Annotated in this window: 14 protein-coding genes; 7 read left to right on the top strand and 7 right to left on the bottom strand. The window is 75.5% G+C overall.

Features of this window, described 5'->3' with window-relative positions:
• Window positions 1-51: 51 nt before the first annotated feature.
• On the bottom strand, window positions 52-768 hold the full coding sequence (locus AC07VC_RS00800) for an SDR family oxidoreductase (RefSeq protein ID WP_494674789.1): 717 nt from the start codon (window positions 766-768) through the stop codon (window positions 52-54).
• Between the two features lie 140 nt (window positions 769-908).
• On the opposite strand from AC07VC_RS00800, the gene AC07VC_RS00795 reads away from it, so the two are divergent.
• The gene (locus tag AC07VC_RS00795; RefSeq protein ID WP_494674790.1) at window positions 909-1526 is read left to right on the top strand and encodes a TetR/AcrR family transcriptional regulator; all 618 of its coding nucleotides are present in this window, start codon (window positions 909-911) and stop codon (window positions 1524-1526) included.
• A gap of 54 nt (window positions 1527-1580) precedes the next feature.
• On the opposite strand, the gene AC07VC_RS00790 is transcribed toward AC07VC_RS00795, so the two are convergent.
• Window positions 1581-3569 (bottom strand): APC family permease, encoded by a 1989-nt coding sequence (locus AC07VC_RS00790; RefSeq protein WP_317230422.1) that lies wholly within the window; start codon window positions 3567-3569, stop codon window positions 1581-1583.
• A gap of 448 nt (window positions 3570-4017) precedes the next feature.
• Here AC07VC_RS00790 and AC07VC_RS00785 point away from each other — a divergent pair, with 448 nt between their 5' ends.
• Window positions 4018-5352 (top strand): LPXTG cell wall anchor domain-containing protein, encoded by a 1335-nt coding sequence (locus tag AC07VC_RS00785; protein ID WP_494674791.1) that lies wholly within the window; start codon window positions 4018-4020, stop codon window positions 5350-5352.
• A gap of 108 nt (window positions 5353-5460) precedes the next feature.
• Here AC07VC_RS00785 and AC07VC_RS00780 read toward each other — a convergent pair whose 3' ends face one another.
• On the bottom strand, window positions 5461-6684 hold the full coding sequence (locus AC07VC_RS00780) for a multidrug effflux MFS transporter (protein WP_494674792.1): 1224 nt from the start codon (window positions 6682-6684) through the stop codon (window positions 5461-5463).
• A gap of 164 nt (window positions 6685-6848) precedes the next feature.
• On the opposite strand from AC07VC_RS00780, the gene AC07VC_RS00775 reads away from it, so the two are divergent.
• Window positions 6849-7679: an oxidoreductase gene (locus tag AC07VC_RS00775; protein ID WP_317231057.1), complete on the top strand. Its 831-nt coding sequence runs from the start codon at window positions 6849-6851 to the stop codon at window positions 7677-7679.
• On the opposite strand, the gene AC07VC_RS00770 is transcribed toward AC07VC_RS00775, so the two are convergent.
• The 3 genes from AC07VC_RS00770 to AC07VC_RS00760 form a co-directional block, all read right to left on the bottom strand.
• Entirely contained in the window at window positions 7676-8017 is a 342-nt protein-coding gene (locus tag AC07VC_RS00770; RefSeq protein ID WP_494674793.1) for a hypothetical protein, read from the bottom strand. The two genes, AC07VC_RS00775 and AC07VC_RS00770, sit on opposite strands and share 4 nt — an antisense overlap.
• 78 nt (window positions 8018-8095) lie before the next feature.
• On the bottom strand, window positions 8096-8737 hold the full coding sequence (locus tag AC07VC_RS00765; RefSeq protein ID WP_494674794.1) for a methylated-DNA--[protein]-cysteine S-methyltransferase: 642 nt from the start codon (window positions 8735-8737) through the stop codon (window positions 8096-8098).
• Complete coding sequence (locus AC07VC_RS00760; protein ID WP_494676542.1) at window positions 8734-9318, bottom strand: RNA polymerase sigma factor; 585 nt, start codon at window positions 9316-9318, stop codon at window positions 8734-8736. Before AC07VC_RS00760 ends, AC07VC_RS00765 begins: the two co-directional genes overlap by 4 nt.
• Before the next feature lie 414 nt (window positions 9319-9732).
• Between AC07VC_RS00760 and AC07VC_RS00755 the strand changes: the two genes are divergently transcribed.
• Both AC07VC_RS00755 and AC07VC_RS00750 read left to right on the top strand, forming a co-directional pair.
• Complete coding sequence (locus tag AC07VC_RS00755; RefSeq protein WP_494674795.1) at window positions 9733-10470, top strand: response regulator transcription factor; 738 nt, start codon at window positions 9733-9735, stop codon at window positions 10468-10470.
• A gap of 264 nt (window positions 10471-10734) precedes the next feature.
• Entirely contained in the window at window positions 10735-12030 is a 1296-nt protein-coding gene (locus AC07VC_RS00750) for a sortase (protein WP_494674796.1), read from the top strand.
• A 140-nt stretch (window positions 12031-12170) separates the two neighbouring features.
• On the opposite strand, the gene AC07VC_RS00745 is transcribed toward AC07VC_RS00750, so the two are convergent.
• Entirely contained in the window at window positions 12171-12701 is a 531-nt protein-coding gene (locus tag AC07VC_RS00745) for a hypothetical protein (RefSeq protein WP_494674797.1), read from the bottom strand.
• A 211-nt stretch (window positions 12702-12912) separates the two neighbouring features.
• On the opposite strand from AC07VC_RS00745, the gene AC07VC_RS00740 reads away from it, so the two are divergent.
• A complete protein-coding gene (locus AC07VC_RS00740; protein WP_494674798.1) occupies window positions 12913-14127 on the top strand; it encodes a Gfo/Idh/MocA family protein in 1215 nt (404 codons plus the stop codon).
• A 49-nt stretch (window positions 14128-14176) separates the two neighbouring features.
• Window positions 14177-14875, top strand: a complete 699-nt coding sequence (locus AC07VC_RS00735; RefSeq protein WP_494674799.1) for a hypothetical protein — start codon at window positions 14177-14179, stop codon at window positions 14873-14875.
• Window positions 14876-15038: the final 163 nt, after the last annotated feature.

The raw sequence follows: 15038 nt of genomic DNA, 5'->3' as shown, positions 1-15038 counted from the left end.
GCGTGGGGCCCTTGTCGCGGTCTCCCCCTCCTCCCCCTCCTTTTGGGCCGGTCAGTCCGCGGAGCGCGCGGCGAGCTGCGGGTAGAGCACCTCGAGGGGCGCGCTGAGTCCCGCCCGCACCTGCACGGAGGTCGCGTCGGCCAGGACCTCGTGCTCGCCGGCCTCGGTCGCGTCGAGGATCAGCGCGGCGAGCACCGCGGGATCGGTCTTCGGGTCGGTCACGCCCGCCGCCATGGCCGTGTCGACGTAGCCCACGTGCACGCCCACCACGTGGACGCCGGCCGGCGCGAGCTCCAGGCGGAAGGAGTTCGTGGCCGACCACAGCGCCGCCTTCGACGCGCTGTACGCCCCCGCGACGGCGTACCAGCTGAGCGCGGAGTGGATGTCGATGAGGGCGGCGCCCTCCGCGGCCGACAGCACCGGCGCGAACGCGCGGATGAGGAGGACGGGCGCGAAGAAGTTGACCTCCATGTTCGCGCGCAGGTCCTCGTCCGAGATGTCGAGCAGGCTCGGGGTGGGCGGGTTCGCGCCCGCGTTGTTGACGAGGATCGTGACGTCCGCGGCGGCCTCGACGGCGGCGCGGATCGATGCCGGGTCGGTCACGTCGAGCGGGAGCGGGACGACGCGGGGGTCGTCCCAGGAGCGCGGGCTGCGGGCGCTCGCGTAGACCCTGGCCGCGCCGCGCTCGAGGGCGGCGTGCACGAGCTGCGTGCCGATCCCCCCGTTGGCGCCGGTGACGAGGACGACGGATCCGTCGATGGTGGGCATGGTGCTCCTTGCGATGGGGCCGCCGCGGGGCGGGGGCCGGATGGCGGGTCGTGCGAGGATGGACGCCTCGACCCCATCGCCTCGATGACGACTCTCCTCATAGCTGAGCGCAGTCACATTTCATTCCCGGAAGACGCGAGATGACCGCAGCACGCGCCGCCGCAGCGGCACCCGGCCGTCGCGAGCGCGCCAAGCAGGAGAAGCTGCGCCGCATCACGGAGGCCGCCGGCGCATTGTTCGCCGAGCACGGCATCGACGACGTGACGACCCAGCAGATCGCGGACGCCGCCGACATCGGCACCGGCACGCTCTTCCTCTATGCCCGGAGCAAGGGCGAGCTGCTCCTCCTGGTGCAGAACGCGAGCTACACGGCGGCGCTCGAGGAGGCCCGGGACGCGGTCGCCGGCGAGACGGACCCGGTGGACGCGGTCCTCGCCATCGCGCGGCCCGTCGTCGCGTGCAACCGCGAGCACGTGGAGAACGGGCGCACGTACCTCCGCGAGATGGTGTTCGGGAACCCGGCGGAGCCGCACCATGCCCGTGCGCTCGAGATCGTCGCGGACACGGAGCGCCTGACGGCGGAGGCCCTCCGGCGCACGCTCCCCGGCGGGGTCTCCGACGCCGATGCGGACGCCCTGGCCCGCGTCGTGTCCGCGGCCCTGTTCATGAGCATGGCGTTCGGCGCGGCGACCGGATCCACCACGGACGGGATCCTCGCCGACGTGCGCCGGCAGGCGGCGGCGGTGCTCGCGCGCTGACCCGAGCGGCGTGCCGCGGCGTGCGGCGCCGGGCTGGATGCCGGGCGCGCGCCCTCAGCTCACGTGCACGTCCGGCCGCCGCGATCGCACGGGCTCGGCCCGGCGGAGCACCTCGCGCGTGACGGGCGCGACCTCGCCCGTGCCCGTGACCAGGAAGCGGAGCAGGTTGCCGACGGGCGACCCCTCGGTCCACTCGAAGTAGACGCCGGGCTTCACACCCGTGAGGTCGCGCACCGCGAGCAGCACCGCGGCGATCGTGTTCGGGACGTTGCCGCTCGTGACCTGGAGCACGCGGAAGCCGCAGCGCACGATGCCGCGCACCACGAGGTCCTCCTCGAACTCGGAGGAGTCGCCGGGCGTCACCTCGAGGAAGATCACGGGCGCGCGCGCCGGGATCCCGCTGTCGCGCCGCTCGTCGCTGGCCTTCCGGCGGTACTCGGCGATGCGCTCGTCCTCGGTCAGGCGCTCGTCCGGCTCGTCCGGCTCGTGGGCGATGACGCTCACCGCCCCGTAGTCCTCGGCGTCCTCCACCACGAAGGCGCGCGCCCGCTCGTCCATCGTGAGCGACGTCGCGCGCAGCTGGAACGAGCGCTGCACGCGGCTGACGATGGAGACCGCGAGGATCCCGAGGATGAACAGCGCGGCGATCCGCACGCCGTCCGGACGCTCGATCACGTTGACGACCGTCGTGTAGGCGAACACCGTGGCGATCGCCGCGAAGCCGACCGTGCGCTTGCGCTGCCCGGCCTTTCGCGCGGACAGCGTCACCGCGACCGAGGCCGACGTGATGAGCACCAGCACCCCGGTCGCGTAGGCACCGGCCTGCGCGTCGACGTCGGCCTGGAACACGAGGGTCACGATCACGGCGATGGCCGTGAAGACGAGCACCAGCGGGCGCACCGCCGCGGCCCAGTGCGGGGCCATGCCGTAGCGGGGGAGATAGCGCGGCACGATGTTGAGCAGGCCCGCCATCGCGGAGGCGCCCGCGAACCAGAGGATGCAGATCGTGCTGATGTCGTAGAGCGTGCCGAAGCCGTCGCCGAGGAACTGGTGCGCGAGGTAGGCGAGCGCGCGGCCGCTGGCCTTGCCGCCGTCCTGGAACTCGGCCTGCGGGATCAGCAGGGTCGTGACGGAGCTCGACGTGATGAGGAACGCGCTCATGATGAGCGCCGCCGTGGTGAGCAGCCGCTTGGTGCCGTGGATCCGCGTCCGCGGCACCCCGTCGGCGTCGTCCTCGCCGCGCACCTGCGGCATGACGGCGACGCCCGTCTCGAAGCCCGACAGGCCGAGCGCGAGCTTCGGGAAGACGATGAGCGCGATGCCCACCATCACGAGCGGGTTGCCGTGCTGCGCCGTGAGGGCCGCCCACCAGTCGTCGATGACGACGGCGTTCTCGGCGACGTGGAAGATCGAGACGACGATGACGATCGCGTTGAGCGCGAGGAAGACCCCGACGAGCACCACCGCGATGGAGATCGCCTCGCGGAACCCGCGGAGGAACACGAACGCCAGCGCGGCGAGGAGCACGAGAGTCAGCAGCACCTCGTTGCCCGCGAACCACGACGGGGCGAACGGGTTCTCGACGGCGTGCGCGGTCGCGTCCGCCGCCGACAGCGTGATGGTGATGAGGAAGTCCGTCGCCGCGAACCCGAGCAGCACGAGCACGAAGAGCTTGCCGCCCCACCATGGGAGGAGCCGCTCGAGCATGGCGATGGATCCCTCGCCGCGCGGGCTCTCGCGCGCGACCCGCCGGTAGACGGGCAGGGCGCCGAGCAGCGTCAGGAGGATGAGGACGAGCGTCGCGAGCGGCGACAGCAGTCCTGCCGCGACCGCCGCGATGGCCGGCTGGTAGCCGAGCGTGGAGAAGTAGTCGACGCCCGTGAGGCACATGACGCGCCACCACGAGTGCGTCTTCTCGACGGTCTCGGCGTGCGGGCCGGGGTGGGCGCCGGACGCGCCGGGCAGGCCGTCGAGCAGCCAGGCGGTGATCCCGTCGCGCGCGCGGCGCTGCTCGGGCGCGCGCAGCAGCTCGGGGGCGCTCACGCGCGGGCTCCCGAGGTGTCGGAGCGGGGCGGGGACGTCATCTGACCGTGGTCCGGGCAGTGCACGGGGATCCTCCTGAGGCGGCGCCGGGACCCCGTCTCGCGGATGCGGCGGTCGGGCCCGGCTGCATCGTCGGCTCATCGTGCCACCTCCGGTCGGGAGCGGGGTGCGCGTGCAGGGTGCGGTCATGCGGGCGGGCGTCCGCGGACACCCCAGTACAGGGGCGATCGGCGCGTGCGATCCGCATGCTTCCGGGCGACGGCGGCGCACGTGCTACTCGGGGCAGGCGAACGTCATCCTCGGGGAGGAGGGGCCGATCCATACAGTCTGCGGTGGGGAGCTGATCCTCCCCACCGCGTCGCCGAGGCCCTGGGACGCGTCCCCTCTCCCGCGCGTCCGCGGCACAGCCATGGTGCGGACACGCGGTCCTGCACACCTTGGAGATGTCATGACCCGCACCACCACGACCGACGTTCGCGGCCGGTCCTTCCGCCGCGCAGCGGTGGGCGCCTGCCTCTCGGCGTCGCTCGTCCTGCTGCCCCTCGCGATGGCGCCCGCCGCCCACGCCGAGACCGCGGCCGCCGCCGAGACCGAGGCCGTCCCCCAGGGGGCAGCTCCCGCCGAGGACGCGACCGCCGCGCCCGCCGCCCCCGCCGCGGGATCGGCGCCCCTCGCCGACGCCCCGGTCGAGGTCAGCCCCACCCCCGTGCCCGCGCCCACCGCCGCGCCGGACCTCGCGGCCACGCCGGCCCCTGCCGCCGCGGCCGGCGCATCCGCCCCCGGCGCATCCGCCCCCGCCGCAGCGGCCCCCGCCGCGGACGCCCCCGCCGTCGACCTGCCCTTCACCTGGACCGGGCCCGACCTCGGATCGCCCCTCATCGTCTCGAAGGACGTGCCCTTCACCGGCACCGGGCACCCGGGCAGCCTGGTCTCGGCCTCGTACGCCAACGCCGACGGCCAGCTCGCGATCGCCGGCTACGGCTTCGTGGCGGCCGACGGCACGTGGTCGTTCTCGGCCGGCTTCGGCGACCTGACGGAGGGCGCCAGGACCGCCCGCGTCGAGGTCACGCAGGTGCTGCTCGAGACCGAGGAGCCCGTGACGGAGTCGCTCGCGCGCACCATCCGCTTCGCCGAGGCCCCCGTCGGGCCGTTCGTGCGCGGCGAGATGGGCTTCACCCTCGAGCGGACCACGCTCAGCATCTCCGAGGCCAGGGACAAGCGGATCGGCATCCGCCCCGCCGCGACGGGCTTCCTCCGGTACGAGTCCGTCGAGGTGACCATCCAGGACGAGGACGGGCAGTTCGTCGGCATCAGGATCGACAGCGTCGCCGGCATCGACCCCGGCATCCCCGTCGACGACCGCATGAGCACCCGCTCGCTCGACGACCGCGTCCGCGCGGACGAGGACGGCACCTACCGCCAGGACCTCTCCCTGTACGGCCCGCTCCAGCCGGGCAAGTACTTCTTCGTCGTCCGCGGTCTCGAGTCCGGCATGGCGCAGGGCATCGACTTCTTCCTCACGGAGGACGAGGCCGGCTCGCCCTCGGACCCGGCGGTCCCGTCGCTGCCCGGCACGCCGGTCCCCGTGCCGTCCGCGCCGGCGATCGTCCCCGCGGGCACGGCTCCGAAGCCGATCGCGAAGCCCTCGGCCCACGGCGACCAGCTCCCCGTCACGGGCGCGGACGGGACCGCGGCCCTCGGCCTCGGCACCCTCGGCGCGGTGCTGGCGCTGGTCGGCGCGGGTGCCCTCGTCGCCCGTCGCCGCCTGCGCTCCGCGGAGTAGCGCGCGGGACACCGCTCCACGCATGCCACGACGGCCGGACCCCTCGGGAGCCGGCCGTCGCGGCGTGGGGCGCTGCCGCCGCCGGGACCCGTCACGCGCGGACCGCGGTCATCCGCCCGCGCGGGCCCGCGATGCCCAGAGCTGCGCGGCGAGTCCCACCACGATGAAGCCGCACATCAGCGCCCCCATCGCGGTCGCGGTGCCGCCGAGGGCGCCCGCGAGCGGCGTCGCCAGCCCGCCGAGGCCGAACTGCAGGCCGCCGACGAGCGCCGAGGCCGTGCCGGGGTGCCGGTGGCCGAGCGCCTGCGTGAGGGTGATGGATCCGGGGATCACCCACCCCCAGCCCGCGGTCACGAGGGCGAGGGCCGGCCAGACCAGCGCGGGCCCCGAACCCGTGACCGCGCCGACGAGCACGAGGGTCGAGCCGACCGCGCAGGTGGCCAGGCCGATCGTGAAGAGGCGGTCCTCCTCGAAGCGCCCGATGAGGCGGCGGAAGACGAGCGTCGACGCGATCATGCAGGACGCGTTCGAGGCGAACACCAGCGTGTAGAGGCCCTCGCCGAAGCCGTACTGCTCCTGGAACACGAACGAGGAGGTGGCGATGTAGGAGAAGAAGCCGATGGTCGCGGTGCAGCCGGTGACGAGGTACCAGCGGAAGCGGGGGATCCGCAGCAGCTCCGCCATGCGGCCGAGGACGGCGCGGGGCGAGGTGCCGCCGGCGCCGCTGCGGACGAGCGTCTCCGGCAGCAGGCGCGCGGCGGCGAGGGTGAGGGCCAGGCCGAGCGCGGCCAGCACGGTGAACGCCGCCCGCCAGGACCAGGACGTCAGCACGAGCCCGCCCACGAGGGGGGCGACGACCGGGCCGATCGAGTTGACGACGGCGAGGGTCGCGAAGAGGCGGCTGCGGAGGGTGCCCGTGGAGGCGTCGCCCACCATGGCGCGGGCCGAGACCGCGGCCGCGGCGCCGCCCAGGCCCTGCACGACGCGGGCGAGGATCAGGGTCGTCACGTCAGGGGAGATCGCACAGACGACGCTCGCCACGGTGAAGAGCGCGGTCCCGGTGAGGAGGATGCGCCTCCGGCCCAGGCCGTCGCTGATCGGCCCGATCACCAGCTGGCCCACGGCGAACGCCACGAGGAACGCGGTCAGCGTCAGCTGCACCGCGGCGGTCGAGGCGTCGAGGTCCGTGGCGATGGCCGGCAGGCCCGCGATGTAGAGGTCGGTCGCGAAGGGCGAGATGCCGACGATGAGGGCGACGGTGAGGAGCGGTCCGCGGCGCGCCGTCCACGACGTCCGCGGGTCGGGATCCGGGTGCGGGGCGTCGTCGCTCATCCGTCCCGACAGTAGACCGGTCGCCGCCGGGCCGGCCGCGGCCGGCGGGGAGGACGGGGATCCGGTCCCCTCCGCCCGGCCACCGCCCGTCGATGCGCCTAGCCTCGACGGGGGCGCACCGCACCGGCCGCGCCCACCCGCATCCACGAGGAAGAGGAACGCGCATGACGACCTGGCTGATCACGGGATGCTCCACGGGGCTCGGGCGCGCGTTCGCCGAGGAGGCGCTGTCGCGCGGGAACGACGTCGTCGTCACGGCGCGCGACGCCGCGAGCGTGCAGGACCTCGCCGACCGCTTCCCGGAGCACGCGCTCGCGCTCGACCTCGACGTGACCGACCCGGCGCAGGTGTCGCTCGCGGTGGACGAGGCGACCGCCCGCTTCGGCGGCGTCGACGTGCTCGTCAACAACGCCGGCTACGGCTACCGCGCGGCCGTCGAGGAGGGCGACGACGCCGACGTCGCGCGCCTCTTCGACACCCAGTTCCACGGCAGCGTCCGCATGATCAAGGCCGTGCTGCCCGGCATGCGGCAGCGTCGGAACGGCACCATCGTGAACCTCTCGTCCATCGGCGCGGCCCGCACGGGCGCCGGATCCGGGTACTACGGCGCGGTCAAGGCCGCGATCGAGCAGATGACCATGGCGCTGCGCACCGAGCTCGAGCCGCTCGGCATCGTCGCGACGGTGGTGGCCCCGGGCTCGTTCCGCACCGACTTCTCCGGTCGCTCGCTCACGCAGTCCTCCACCGTGATCGACGACTACGCCGAGACCGCCGGCAAGCGCCGCAAGGAGGTCGACACCACCGACGGCACGCAGCCCAACGACCCCGCGCTCGGCGCGAAGGTGCTCGTGGACGCGGTCGAGGCCGGCGCGCCCTACTACCTGCTGCTCGGCGGCGACGCGATCGAGATCGTCACCGGCGCGCTCGACGACCTGCGGCGGGACATCGACGACTGGGCCGACGCCAGCCGGTCGACCGCGTACGACGCGGGCTAGGCGCGCGGGCCCGGGCCTCCGCGTCCGGCGGCGTCCGTCGGACCGTCCTCGGCGGGGCCGTCGGCCGCGGGCGCGGCCTTCCCGGCGACCATCGAGGACCGGATGACCTTCGCGAAGTAGAAGAGGCCGAGCACCAGGAACGGCAGCCCGACCACGCGGGCGTCCTCGAGGAGGAGCATCAGCACGGCGCCGGGCACCGCGAAGGCGATCGCGAGAGCGACGTCGTTGTCCGACGACTCGTCGTCGTCCGCCGGGGCGGCGGGGCCGGTCGTCCCGGCGGGCACGTCCGGGGTGCCGGCCGTGGGGTCCGCGTCCTTCGGTTCCTGTGTCCCGTCCATGCCCTCCACGCTAGGCAGGGTGCGGGGTCGGGCGCGTCCGCCGAAGGGGGGAGGGCGCGCGGTGACGCGGCGCCTGCGTCAGGCGCGCCCCTCCAGCTCCAGCAGCGTCGTCTTGGCGGCGAGCCCGCCGATGTAGCCGCCGAGCGTGCCGTCGGAGCGGAGCACCCGGTGGCAGGGGATCACGACCGGCAGCGGGTTGGTGGAGCACGCGGTGCCGACCGCGCGGGTCGCGGCCGGGCTGCCCGCGGTCTCCGCGACCTCGCGGTAGGTGCGCGTGGACCCGTACGGGATCTCCGGCAGCAGCCGCTGCACCCGGTCGCGGAAGCCCGACGACAGGCGGCGGTCGAGCGGCAGGTCGAACGTGCGGCGGCGGCCGGCGAAGTACTCGTCGAGCTCGCGGGCGGCCTGGTCGAGGCGCTTCGGGGCGCGGAGGATGCGGGGACCGAGCCGCCGGGCGAGGTCGCCGAGCACGGTGTCGTGGTCCTCGCGGGAGTAGGCGACGCGGATCAGGCCGCGCTCGGTGGCGGCGAGCAGGAGCGGGCCGACGGGGGAGTCGATCGTGGTGAAGCCGACGTCGAGGGCGTCCGCGTCGTCGGCCGCGTCGGCGAGGCGCAGGCGGAGCGCCGCGAGGGCGGGAGCGGTCGGGGCGGCACGCTCGAGCGCCTCCGTGTCGAGGAAGGGGGCCTCGAGGGCGGGGGCGTCGTCGTCGGGGTCGTTCACGGTCGGCCTCCTCGGGTCGGTGCGGGTGCGGGTGGGGACGCCGATGCGGCGGCGGCGCGAGCGGCGGACGCGGAGTGGGAGGGGGGTGCGGCGCCCGCCCGCTCGCCCGGCGGATCCGTCCCCATCGTCCGCCGCAGGCTCGCCACCCCGTCGGCGGCCGCGCGTCGCGCCGCCTCCGGGGTGCCGCCGACGATCGCCGCGACCTCCGCGTACGGCAGGCCGCCGAGGTAGCGGTACGCGACCGCCAGGCGCTGCCGCTCGGGCAGGCCCGCGACCGCGGACCACAGGTCGGGGTCGCCGGATCCCGGCACGCCGAGGTCGGAGATGCCCTCGGGCACGTCCTCCACCGGCAGGGCGCGCCGGCCGCGGGCGCGGATCGCGTCGAGTGCCTTCCGATGCGCGATGGTCACGAGCCAGGCGCGCACGTCGGCGCGCGGCCCGAGCCCCGGATACGCGACGAGCGCCGACAGGAACGTCTCCGACCAGGCGTCCTCGGCGTCCGCGTGCCCGCCGAGCACCGCCCGGCACACGCGGAGCACCACGGCGCCGTGCTCGGTCACGACCCTGTCGAACGGCTGCATCATCTCCACACCGGGTAGACGCCGGGGCGGGGTGGTCCGTGAGGTCGGCGTGCGGGATCAGTCTCGCGGATCCCGCGGCCGGCCCGCGCTCCCGGATGCGCGCCGCAGCCGCGGGCGCGGCCCGCGCTGCCCGCGGACGCGACCCGCGCTGCCCGCGGCGCGGTCTGCGCACGTTCGACGGTCCTCGCCTGCGGACGCGCCGTGCGCCCGCTCGCGGTCTCCGGTGCCCCGGCAGTGCGGGTCGTAGGGACTACCCGTGACCCTCCCCGGGGATGACGACCCGGGACGCGCGCGTGGCGAGGATGGGAGACGCGGCGTCCCCCCGTCCGCGACCCGCTCCGTCCGGAGCATCCCGTCGCCGGCCCGACCCCCCTCGGGTCTGCGGCGGGGCCCGCGCGACAGATGAGGATCCGCATGGACAGCACCCTGAGCCCGGCAGCCCGCGACGACGAGGAGGCCCTGCCCGGCACTGCCCCGCGCGCCCTCCGCGTGTTCGTGGTCGACGAGGAGGCGCCCATCACGCAGCTGCTGTCGCTCGCGCTGCGGATGGAGGGCTGGGACGTTCGCGTCTTCGCGACCGGTCGCGGCGCGATCGCCGCCGCGGTGGACGACGCGCCCGACGCGATCCTGCTCGACATGACGCTGCCGGACGTCTCGGGCGTGGAGGTCGTGGGCGAGCTGCGGCGTGCCGGCATCGCCACGCCCGTGCTGTTCCTCACCGGCCGCGACTCCCTCGAGGACCGGCTCGCGGCCTTCGGCGCCGGCGCCGACGACTACGTGACGAAGCCCTTCGGCCTGGAGGAGGTCGTCGAGACGCTGCGCGTGCTCTTCCGCCGGCGCGGGCTCGCCGCGGCGATGGTCACCGCGGGCGACCTCGTGCTCGACCCGGCCTCCGGCGAGGCCTGGCTGGCGGGCGTGGCGCTGGAGCTGGATCCGATGGACCTGGTCGTCGTGCGGGCGCTCGCCGAGGAGCCGTCGCGGCGGCTCTCACGTCGGGAGCTCGTGCACCGGCTGACGGACGCGGGCTTCGACCTGGTGGCGCCCCGCGCGCTCCTCGACCTGCCGTCGGTCACCGGGCGACGCGCCGGGCGCGACCAGGCGGTCCTGGTGGCCGTCGCGGGCGACGAGCTGGTGCTCGCGCCGGTCGTCTGACGTCCACCGGCCAGCGGCCGCCCGGTCGGCCACCCCAGTCCGGGGGTGGATCCCGCGTGTCACCCCCGCAACTCCGGGGTTCACGAGTCACACGCGTCACACTGCGCCGGAGATTTCCCCAGGTGAGTAGCGGAAATCCCTACAGTCGGCGGTAGGGAGAAGATCCTCCCCGCCGCGTTCCCCGGACCCCGGAGCGCGTCCCCACTACCGCACGGACGCGGCACAGCCATGGCGCGGACGGCGGTCGGCACCACTGGAGATGTCATGACCCGTCCCACCCCCGCCGCGTCCCGCGGCAGGTCGTTCCGCCGCGCCGCCGCCGGCGCCTGCCTCTCGGCGTCGCTCGTGATCCTGCCCCTCGCGATGGCGCCCGCCGCCCACGCCGAGACCGTCCCCGCGGACAGCGCCCCCGTCGCCGTCGAGGCGCCCGTCGAGGCGCCCGTCGCCACGCCGGCACCCGAGGCGGAGGCGCCCGCGCCCGTCGACGAGGCCGCCCCGACCCCCGCCCCCACCGAGGCCCCTGAGGAGGGCGCGCCCGCGCCCGTCGTCGACGCGCCCGTCGAGTCGACGCCGGCCCCGGCCCCCACGACCGGCACGCCCGCCCCCGGCGCCCCGACCCTCGAGCCCACCGTGCCCGTCGTCGAGCTGCCCTTCACCTGGACCACCCCCGACCGCGGCGTCGCCCTCCCCATCACCGAGGCGGTGCCGTTCGCCGGCACCGGCACCGCGGGCAGCATCGTGACGGCCAGCTACTTCAACGCCGTGGGCGTGAAGTCCATCGCGGGCATCGGCATCGTCGGAGCGGACGGCTCGTACGCGTTCCCCGCGAGCTTCACCGAGCTGCTCGAGGGATCCCGGACCGCCAGCGTCACGCTCACGCAGGTCGGCCTCGACCTCACCGTCAAGGGCGAGATCCGCGGCCTGGTGCGCTTCACCGAGGCGCCCGTCGGCCCGTTCGTCCGCGCCGAGGCGTCGTTCTCGACCATCTCCCCGATCACCGTCACCGAGGCGACCAGCCTCCTCGGGGGCCTCGAGGTCTCCGCGACGGGCTACCTGCGCTACGAGGCCGTCGAGGTCACGGTCACCGCGCCCGACGGCCGCGTCATCGAGATCAGCGACGCGAACTCCGGCGTCGGCGTGGGCACGCGCTCGCTCGAGGACCTCGTGCGCGCCGACGTCGACGGTACCTTCGCGCAGCCGATCATCCTGTTCGGCGACGTCCAGCCGGGCGTCTACACGGTCTCCGTCGCCGGCCTGGAGTCGGGCCTCACGCAGGGCGGCACGGTCGAGCTGACCGGCGCGGACGCGGGCGGACCTGTCCTCCCGGGCGTGCCCACGCTGCCCGGCACGCCGACCCCGGCGCCCACCGCGCCGTCGATCGAGCCCGCGGGCACCGCCCCGAAGCCGATCCACAAGCCGGCCGCGCACCACGGCGACACGCTGCCCGTCACGGGGACCGACGGCGCGGCGGCCCTCGGCCTCGGCGGGCTCGGCGCGCTGCTGGCGCTCGCCGGCGCGGGCACGCTCGTCGCCCGTCGCCGCCTGCGCTCGGCGGAGTAGCGGCGCGGCACCACCCGCACCACCGACGGCCGGATCCCCACAGGGGTCCGGCCGTCGTCGTGCGCGGCGGCGCATGGCAGGGTGGCGCATGGCCGGGCGGAGCATGGCCGCGCGGCGGAGGGGCGTCAGGGCAGGACGACTTACTGCACGGCGCAGGCCGCGCCCACGGCGAGCAGGGCCGGCGCGGCGAGGATCCCGCACCAGAAGCTCGGCGCCTGCCGCACGCGCGGCAGACGGAAGGCAGCGATGCCGACGAGGATGCACCAGGCGGCGATGAGCGCGAGGACGGGCTGCTGGAACACCCAGATCATGGGGATCCAGTGGATCCCGACGACGATCATGATGACGGGGGCGACGAGCTCGGGCAGTCCCCGTCGGACGAGCAGGGCGGCGGCGATCCCCCCGGCGACGAGCTCCACGGCGACCATCGCGACGTAGACGGCGAACGGGGCCGAGTCGACCACGAGCGCGGTCGGGGTCTCCCAGTCGCGGATCGCGGCGGGCAGCGTGAGCCCCACCACGGCGACGCCGGCGAGCGACAGCGCGCCGAGCACGATGCGCCAGGCGGTGCCCGGAGGCCGTTCCTGCGCCCATCCGGCCCAGACGAACGTCGCCAGTCCGAACACGGCGGCCATGAAGGCCACGTCGCGCGGGAAGTCGAGCGAGATCACGTCGTCCCCCTCCGGCCGGTCCCCTCCACCCTAGGGCGGCGTCGCGCCGAGGGGGAGGGGTGCCGGTGGTGCGCCTTGTCAGGCCCAGCGGCGTGCCCGTAGGTTTGGGGCGGGCCGCAACGAATCACGCGACGCGGATCCGCAGAGCCAGAGCACGAGCACGAGCCGCACCACGAGCACGCCACCCGCACGCCGGAGACGAAGGAGTCCCATGTCCGACACGCAGCCCGCAGCGTCCGCCCCCGAGACCGGAGGCGCCCTCGGCGTCGCGATGATCGGCCACGGCTTCATGGGCGCCGCCCACTCGCAGGCCTGGCGCGTCGCCCCCGCGTTCTTCGACCTGCCGCTCGCGCCGCGCATGGTGTCCGTCGTCGGCCGCGACCAGGCCCGCACGCAGGAGTCCGCGGACCGCTGGGGCTGGGACCGCGCCGAGACCGACTGGCGCGCTGCGATCGAGCGCGACGACATCGACGTCGTCGACATCTGCTCGCCCGGCAGCACGCACGTGGAGGTCGCGGTCGCCGCCCTCGAGGCCGGCAAGCACGTGCTCTGCGAGAAGCCGCTCGCCAACACGGTGGAGGAGGCGGAGATCATGGCCGCGGCCGCCGAGCGGGCCGCCGCGAAGGGGATCCGCGCGATGGTGGGCTTCAGCTACCGCCGCGTCCCCGCGATCACGTTCGCCCGCGACCTCGTCGCCCAGGGCGCGATCGGGGAGCTCCGCCAGGTGCGCGCGCTCTACCTGCAGGACTGGCTGACCGACGCCGAGGGCCCCATGACCTGGCGCCTCGACAAGGAGGCGGCCGGATCCGGCGCGCTCGGCGACATCGGCGCCCACATCGTCGACGCCGTGCAGTTCATCACCGGCGAGAAGCTCGACGCGGTCAGCGGTCTGCTCCGCACGTTCGTCGAGGAGCGCCCGCTGCTCGCCGAGACGCGCGGCCTCGGCGGCGTGGCCTCGAGCGAGCGCGGGAAGGTCACGGTCGACGACGCGGCCTACTTCACCGGGAAGCTCGCCGGCGGCGCGCTCGCCAGCTTCGAGGCGACCCGCATGGCGACCGGCCGCAAGAACGCGCTGCGCCTGGAGTTCAGCGGATCCGACGGCGCCATCTCCTTCGACCTCGAGCGCCTCAACGAGATCGAGCTGTACGACGCGACCGCGCCCGCCGACCGGCTGGGCTTCCGCCGGATCCTCGTCACCGAGCCCGAGCACCCCTACACGGCGGCGTGGTGGCCCACCGGCCACGGCCTCGGCTACGAGCACGCGTTCAGCCACCAGGTGCGCGACCTCGTGCACGACATCGCCGAGGGCCGCGAGCCGCAGCCGTCGTTCGCCGACGGGCTCCGCGTGCAGCGCGTCCTCGACGCCGTGGAGCGCAGCTCGGCCGACGGCAGCGCGTGGGTGCAGGTGGATCCCGCCCGCTCCTGACCGCCGCGCCCCTGCCGTAGCCTGGACCGGACGACCGGGAGGCGGACGGGTGCAGGCACGGCAGGAGCGGACGCTGCGCGCCGCGCTGTCCGCACTGGTCTGCACGCTCGTCACGGCGACCGCGCACGCGGCGGCCGGCGGCGGGATCCCGCATCCGCTCGTCCTGGGCCTCGCGCTCGTCCTGGGCGTCGCCCTCTGCTTCGCGCTGGGCGGGCGGCGCGTCACGCTGGTCCACCTCGTGCTCGCGATCGGGGCGACGCAGGGCGTGCTGCACGCGGCCTTCACCTTCGGCGGGACGGGCCTCGGCGCGTCCGCGTCCGCGTCCGCCGGCGCCGGCATGACCTCGGGCGGCGCCGCCGGGGGCCACGCGCACGCCGCGGCGGCCGACGCCACCCGCGCCCTCGCCGGCCCCGGCGCGATGGCCGCGATGCCCGCGGGGCACGAGGGCGCGATGCTGCTCGCGCACGTGCTCGCCGGGTTCGTCAGCGTCTGCTCGCTGCGCGTGGGCGCCGACGCCGCGCGCCGCGTCGCACGGGCCCTGGCGCTCCGCGTCGGCGGCGCGATCTCCGGTGCCGTCGGCGCGCTCGTGGCCGCCGCGATCGCCGTGGCCGCCGCGCTCGCCGAGCCCCTCGTCGCGCCGCGCCCTCGCCGCCTCCGCGCGGACGCGCGACCGCGCCGAATCGTCGCGCTCCTCGCCGCGCGCATCCGGGGCCGCCGCGGCCCGCCGCTCGGCGCGCTCGCCGCCTGATCCGCGCCCGCCGCGTCCCTCGAGGGGCCCGGGCGCGGTCCCGCGCTGCAGCGCCGACCCGTTCGCCCGCACCGCATCGCACGGGCCGCGGGCGATCGTCGTCGCGCCGCCGCGCGCCTCCCGCACACCCGGACCCGCACGGCCACGCCCGTGCTCCACCGAA

Source organism: Clavibacter sp. GW821-FHT01D01, from assembly GCF_059422605.1.
Note: the sequence above shows the minus strand (reverse complement) of the source record. Positions and strands in the feature narration are given on the sequence as shown.

What these genes read in the sequence shown, in the direction of transcription:
- AC07VC_RS00800 (WP_494674789.1), bottom strand. Translation starts at nt 768, where the DNA reads ATGCCCACCATCGACGGATCCGTCGTCCTCGTCACCGGCGCCAACGGG.
- AC07VC_RS00795 (WP_494674790.1), top strand. Translation starts at nt 909, where the DNA reads ATGACCGCAGCACGCGCCGCCGCAGCGGCACCCGGCCGTCGCGAGCGC.
- AC07VC_RS00785 (WP_494674791.1), top strand. Translation starts at nt 4,018, where the DNA reads ATGACCCGCACCACCACGACCGACGTTCGCGGCCGGTCCTTCCGCCGC.
- AC07VC_RS00780 (WP_494674792.1), bottom strand. Translation starts at nt 6,684, where the DNA reads ATGAGCGACGACGCCCCGCACCCGGATCCCGACCCGCGGACGTCGTGG.
- AC07VC_RS00775 (WP_317231057.1), top strand. Translation starts at nt 6,849, where the DNA reads ATGACGACCTGGCTGATCACGGGATGCTCCACGGGGCTCGGGCGCGCG.
- AC07VC_RS00770 (WP_494674793.1), bottom strand. Translation starts at nt 8,017, where the DNA reads ATGGACGGGACACAGGAACCGAAGGACGCGGACCCCACGGCCGGCACC.
- AC07VC_RS00760 (WP_494676542.1), bottom strand. Translation starts at nt 9,318, where the DNA reads ATGCAGCCGTTCGACAGGGTCGTGACCGAGCACGGCGCCGTGGTGCTC.
- AC07VC_RS00755 (WP_494674795.1), top strand. Translation starts at nt 9,733, where the DNA reads ATGGACAGCACCCTGAGCCCGGCAGCCCGCGACGACGAGGAGGCCCTG.
- AC07VC_RS00750 (WP_494674796.1), top strand. Translation starts at nt 10,735, where the DNA reads ATGACCCGTCCCACCCCCGCCGCGTCCCGCGGCAGGTCGTTCCGCCGC.
- AC07VC_RS00740 (WP_494674798.1), top strand. Translation starts at nt 12,913, where the DNA reads ATGTCCGACACGCAGCCCGCAGCGTCCGCCCCCGAGACCGGAGGCGCC.